This window comes from Enterococcus sp. 2201sp1_2201st1_C11_2201SCRN_220225 (genome assembly GCF_040925905.1).
GTDB lineage: Bacteria > Bacillota > Bacilli > Lactobacillales > Enterococcaceae > Enterococcus_C > Enterococcus_C asini_A.
Window position 1 is genome coordinate 1 of record NZ_JBCOJC010000070.1, and the last position, 4,677, is coordinate 4,677.

Genomic DNA, 4,677 nt, shown 5'->3' on the forward strand with positions numbered 1-4,677 from the left:
GGTTATGCCTATATCAAGCCATAAAAATGCCCCGGTAATCACAAAATCAACGTGATTACCGGGGTTCTTTAGACGCTAGTTAAGCTTTCGATTTTGACTAAGGCTAGCTCGCCAGTCTTTTTTAATTCCACGGTGCAAGTTTTTTCCAGAACACGGAGGATTTGTACTTGTTGACGCCCTTTTTGGCCGACAACTTCCGCCTCGTAGATCATACCTTTTTCCACATCAGTTTTTTTCATTGGTCCTCACCTCGATGTTTCTTTTTTGAGGTTATACCATGACAAAAGTTATTTGTAAAGGTTTCCGAGAAAAAGTCAAAATTTGTTCATAAAGAAGCAAAATTTCTCTTTCAATCACCATACTTTGTTCACAAAATATGGGCTACTTTTTGGCCAACTTAATTATTTTCGTAGGATTTTTCCCATAGCTTTTCCTTTTGCCAGTTCATCAATCAACTTATCCAAATAGCGAATTTCTTGCATAAGAGGTTCTTTAATTTCTTCTACCCGCACCCCACAGACTACGCCTTTGATTAAAGAACGGTTGGGCTGCATTTTAGGTGCTTCCTTAAAAAAGGTTTCAAAGTCAACTTCTTTCGCAATTTGTTCTGCCAGTTTTGTTTCGGAATAGCCGGTTAGCCAAGTGATTATCTGATTTACTTCGGCTTTTTGTCGGTTTTTACGCTCTGCTTTTGCCACATAAAGTGGGTAAACACTGGCAAAGCTCATCTGATAAATTTTAGGTTTATCCATGTTATCCTCCTAACATATGCTACGAATAGTATAACAACTTTCCTTCGCTACGTCCTTTCACTGGCTTTACTTATTACGAGCGATCATTTTTAGCCCGTAATGCACTTAAAATGGACAATGTGTCCACTACTTCTTGCAAAATCGCTCCTAATAATGTAGGAATCCAGCCAAAAGCGGCAATCACCATTAAAATCACGCAACAAACTAACCCTACCAAAACCGACTGTTTGGCAATTCTCATGGTTTGCTTGGCGACTGCGACACCATTGGCTACACAGCTTAAATCATCTTTCAAAACTACCGCAGCAGCACTTTCACTAGCTGCTGAAGAACCCCGAGCTCCCATTGCCACGCCCACATCAGCTACAGCTAGTGCCGGAGCATCGTTGACCCCGTCCCCCACCATCATCAGCGGCCGCTTGCTTTTAGGAACTTCTCTTAAAATAGCTAATTTATCCTCTGGTAAACAGCCCCCGTGAATCTCCTTAATCCCTGCTTCTTGCGCAATTTCTTTAGCAATGGACTCTTGGTCACCGGTTAACATCATGACCTTGGCCACGCCTAAGCTCTTTAATGTTTCAATCGTAGTTCTTGCTTCTGGACGAATCTGATCTTTAAAGAGAATCTGTCCTACTACTTGATGATTCCATTCAATATAAATTGCCGTTTCATGGGCTGTCTTTTGTGCATGGGTAAACTCTGCACTGCCGATTCTTACTGTTTTTCCTTGGTAAATCGTTTCGATTCCTTGTCCAACTACCTCTTTCACCTCATCAAAATGATGCAAAGTAACTTTACTTTTACCGTATTGAACTAAAGAACGTGCCAGTATATGACTGGAACTTTCTTCTGCCCCTGCTGCTATGGCTAGTAGTTCTTCTTCATTAAAAGGTCCTTGGGCAATAATTTTTTCCACAGCCAAAGTTCCGGCGGTAATCGTACCGGTTTTATCAAAAGCGACCGTTTTCACCTCCGCCATCTTCTCAATGGTCGTTCCTGTTTTGACAATCATTCCATTACGGCTGGAGCGACTCATTCCTGCGATTAACGCAATAGGCGCCGCTAAAATTAACGGACAAGGAGACGCGACCACTAAAACTTGAGCAAAGCGTACGGGATTTCCCGTCACTAACCAAGCCAAGCCACCAATTCCATAGGCTAACAATGTAAAAGGTACCGCATAACGATCCGCCAAGCGAACAAAATGAGCCGGTTTTGCTTGGGATTCTTTTACCAATTTTACAATTGTTTGGTATTGAGAATTTTGGGCAAGCTTTGTGACCTTGATTTCTAAGGCTTCATCCCCATTGATTGACCCTGACATCACTTCATCGCCCCGGTCTTTTTTCACAGGTCTCGCTTCTCCAGTCAATGAAGATTCATCCACATTACTAGAACCAGTTAACACTAAACCATCCAAAGGCACTAATTCTTGAGGCTTTACTAAAATCCGCTCTCCCACTTGGACTTGCTCCACGGGAATATCGGTTAATTTACTAGCACTGATTCGGTGGGCTAACGTAGGGGCTTGTTTCAACAACTGCTGCAATTCCCGCCCTGCTTCTTGACTGGCATAGTCTTCTAAACTATCTCCACCAGTTAACATGATTAAAATCATCAAACTAGCCCAGTATTCTTTAACCGCTAAAGTAGCTACAATTGCTGTAATCGCCAAAATATCAATACCATAGCGGCCACTGCGTAAAGTCGCAACCATTTCTTTTAACATGGATAATGCTAGTAAACCACCTAAAATCGCCACTAATAAAAAGGCCCATTCCGGTTTTTTTAGAACGAATTCAGCCATTAAAGCCAAAACGCCAACCATAAGTGTAATCATAAATTTTTTAAAATGAGTCATGATACTTCCTCCTTTTTAAAGCACAACCTCTACCTTTAGCATAGAAGAAATTTCTTGTATTACAACCAATGAAGCTTAACTGAGAAGGAGTATCAGAATCAGATGAATTTTGCCAAATAAAAAAGCCTTTCTACATCGCAAACGTAGAAAGACCTAAATTGGGAGAATAACGATTGGGATAGCAGGGCTCGAACCTGCACTTACCTGATTCAGAGTCAGGCGCCTTACCAGTTTGGCCATATCCCAAAAATCCAACAGAAATAGCATACTCCTGGGTAATAAAATCTGCAAGGGATACGCTTTGACTTACTCAATATCGGTTATTTCACTACTGAAGATAAAGCCTCTGTTGACTTCACTTTCAACGAGGCTTTATCATTTTTACTTCTTATAAATTACTAATTTCCACTTTCTCTTGACTTACCTTAACTTGATACCTTTTTCCTTGATAATGCGTCTTAAAAGTCACAGATTGCCATTTTTCAGGTAAGCGAGGGGTAGCAGTGACTTCACCAGTTTCTTTTAAACCAGCAAATCCAAGAACTGCCGTCATCCATGCTCCACCATTGGCTGCGGGATGCGTTCCGCCAATATAAATCGTACCAGCATATTGTTTACTTTTCCCAGAAAGGTCAACCGTAGCAGTTTTCATAAAAAATGGATAAGCCCATTCTTGATTACCAAAACGACAAGCCACTAAAGCGTAAAGACAAGCACTTAATGAAGACCCATGTTCCGTGCGAGGCTCATAATACTCCCAATTTTTTTGTAAAAATTCAAGAGGATATTCCTCGCCAAATAACTGCAACATCAAGATAACATCGGCTTGTTTGATAATTTGAGTATCTGCAGCTACACCATAAGCTCCACCCCAGTACTCTTTAGAATCTAACAAACGCGAACGCACATCTGCTACGGTGGTGTCTTCTAACTGAAAATAGCCATCAAACTGTTCGATTAAGCCATTTTGATCTGGTTCTTGTAAGTAAAGCTTTGAGACCAACTCCTGCCAAATTGACCGTTGTCCTTCTAGACCCGTTTTTCCCAACAAAATTTCTAGAAATTCCGAGTATTCGTCTTCGAGCTCTGACCACAAATTCAACGCAAGCTTTAAAGTCTCACTGGCAATTTTATTGGTATAAGCGTTGTTGTAAACTCGCTCATGATATTCATCAGGACCAATCACATCAACAAATTCATAACGCTCCTTATTCGGTTTATAGTAACTATAAGAGGCATAAAAGGCCGCACATTGAAAAATGACTTCTGCCCCACCTGCCAAAATTAACGAATAATCTCCCGTACATTTCACATATTCACCAATAGCGTAGGCAATATCCCCACTAATATGAATTTGCTTATCCTTGAAATAAGTTCGCATGGGCCTCTTTGTAAAGACATCCGTGACGTTATAATCTGAAGTCGCATCAAAGCCCCCTTCTTGACTTTCCCAAGCATAAAATGCCCCCTGAAACCCATAGCTCTGAGCTTTTTCTAAGGCTCCTGGCAAGGTATGAACTCGGTACAACAGTAAATTACGCGCCACTTTAGGTAAAGTCCGCATGTAAAAAGGTAGCATAAACATCTCCGTATCCCAAAATACTGCTCCTTTATAGGTCTGACCTGAAAGCCCTCGAGCCGGAATGGACACCTGATCCGAATGACGAGGAGCAATAGACAGCAAATGATAAATACTGTACCGTAAAGCTAGTTGGGCTTCTTCATCACCTTCAATCACTACATCGGCTTGTTGCCACAGTTCATCCCAGATGCGACAATGGTCTTGAAATAAAGCTTCAAAGCCAACCGTTTTTGCTGTACTAATCGCAGTCGCAGCAGCTTTAGCTGGCTCTGCTACGTCATTTTCATTATACGTAGCTCCAAAAACTTCCAAAATAAGTGGTTCTTCCGGGGTTACAAATAAATGATACTGACGTATTAAAAGTCCCTGATCATTTAATAATATAAACTCTGGTTGTGTTTCTAGAGTTGGAAACGTGATTTCCTGTGCCACTGCGATAGCTTTGCCTGCTTCTTCAGTTATCGCTTTTAATAATAAATAAC

At 41.1% G+C, this 4,677-nt stretch carries 4 protein-coding genes and 1 tRNA gene; all 5 read right to left on the bottom strand.

Translation table 11 applies throughout. From position 1 onward, the window contains the following. Window positions 1-68: 68 nt before the first annotated feature. Window positions 69-239: a hypothetical protein gene (locus AB5754_RS12515; RefSeq protein WP_368251629.1), complete on the bottom strand. Its 171-nt coding sequence runs from the start codon at window positions 237-239 to the stop codon at window positions 69-71. Window positions 240-401: 162 nt separating this feature from the next. Beyond that, window positions 402-752 (bottom strand): DUF2200 domain-containing protein, encoded by a 351-nt coding sequence (locus AB5754_RS12520; protein WP_368251630.1) that lies wholly within the window; start codon window positions 750-752, stop codon window positions 402-404. A 73-nt stretch (window positions 753-825) separates the two neighbouring features. Further along, window positions 826-2,613 carry a heavy metal translocating P-type ATPase gene (locus AB5754_RS12525; protein WP_368251631.1) on the bottom strand — a complete coding sequence of 596 codons (1,788 nt, stop codon included), beginning with the start codon at window positions 2,611-2,613 and terminating at the stop codon, window positions 826-828. A 173-nt stretch (window positions 2,614-2,786) separates the two neighbouring features. Beyond that, window positions 2,787-2,859, bottom strand: a tRNA-Gln gene (locus AB5754_RS12530). A gap of 142 nt (window positions 2,860-3,001) precedes the next feature. Next, window positions 3,002-4,677 (bottom strand): glycosyl hydrolase family 65 protein (locus AB5754_RS12535; RefSeq protein WP_368259634.1); only part of this gene is annotated, 1,676 nt, incomplete at its 5' end.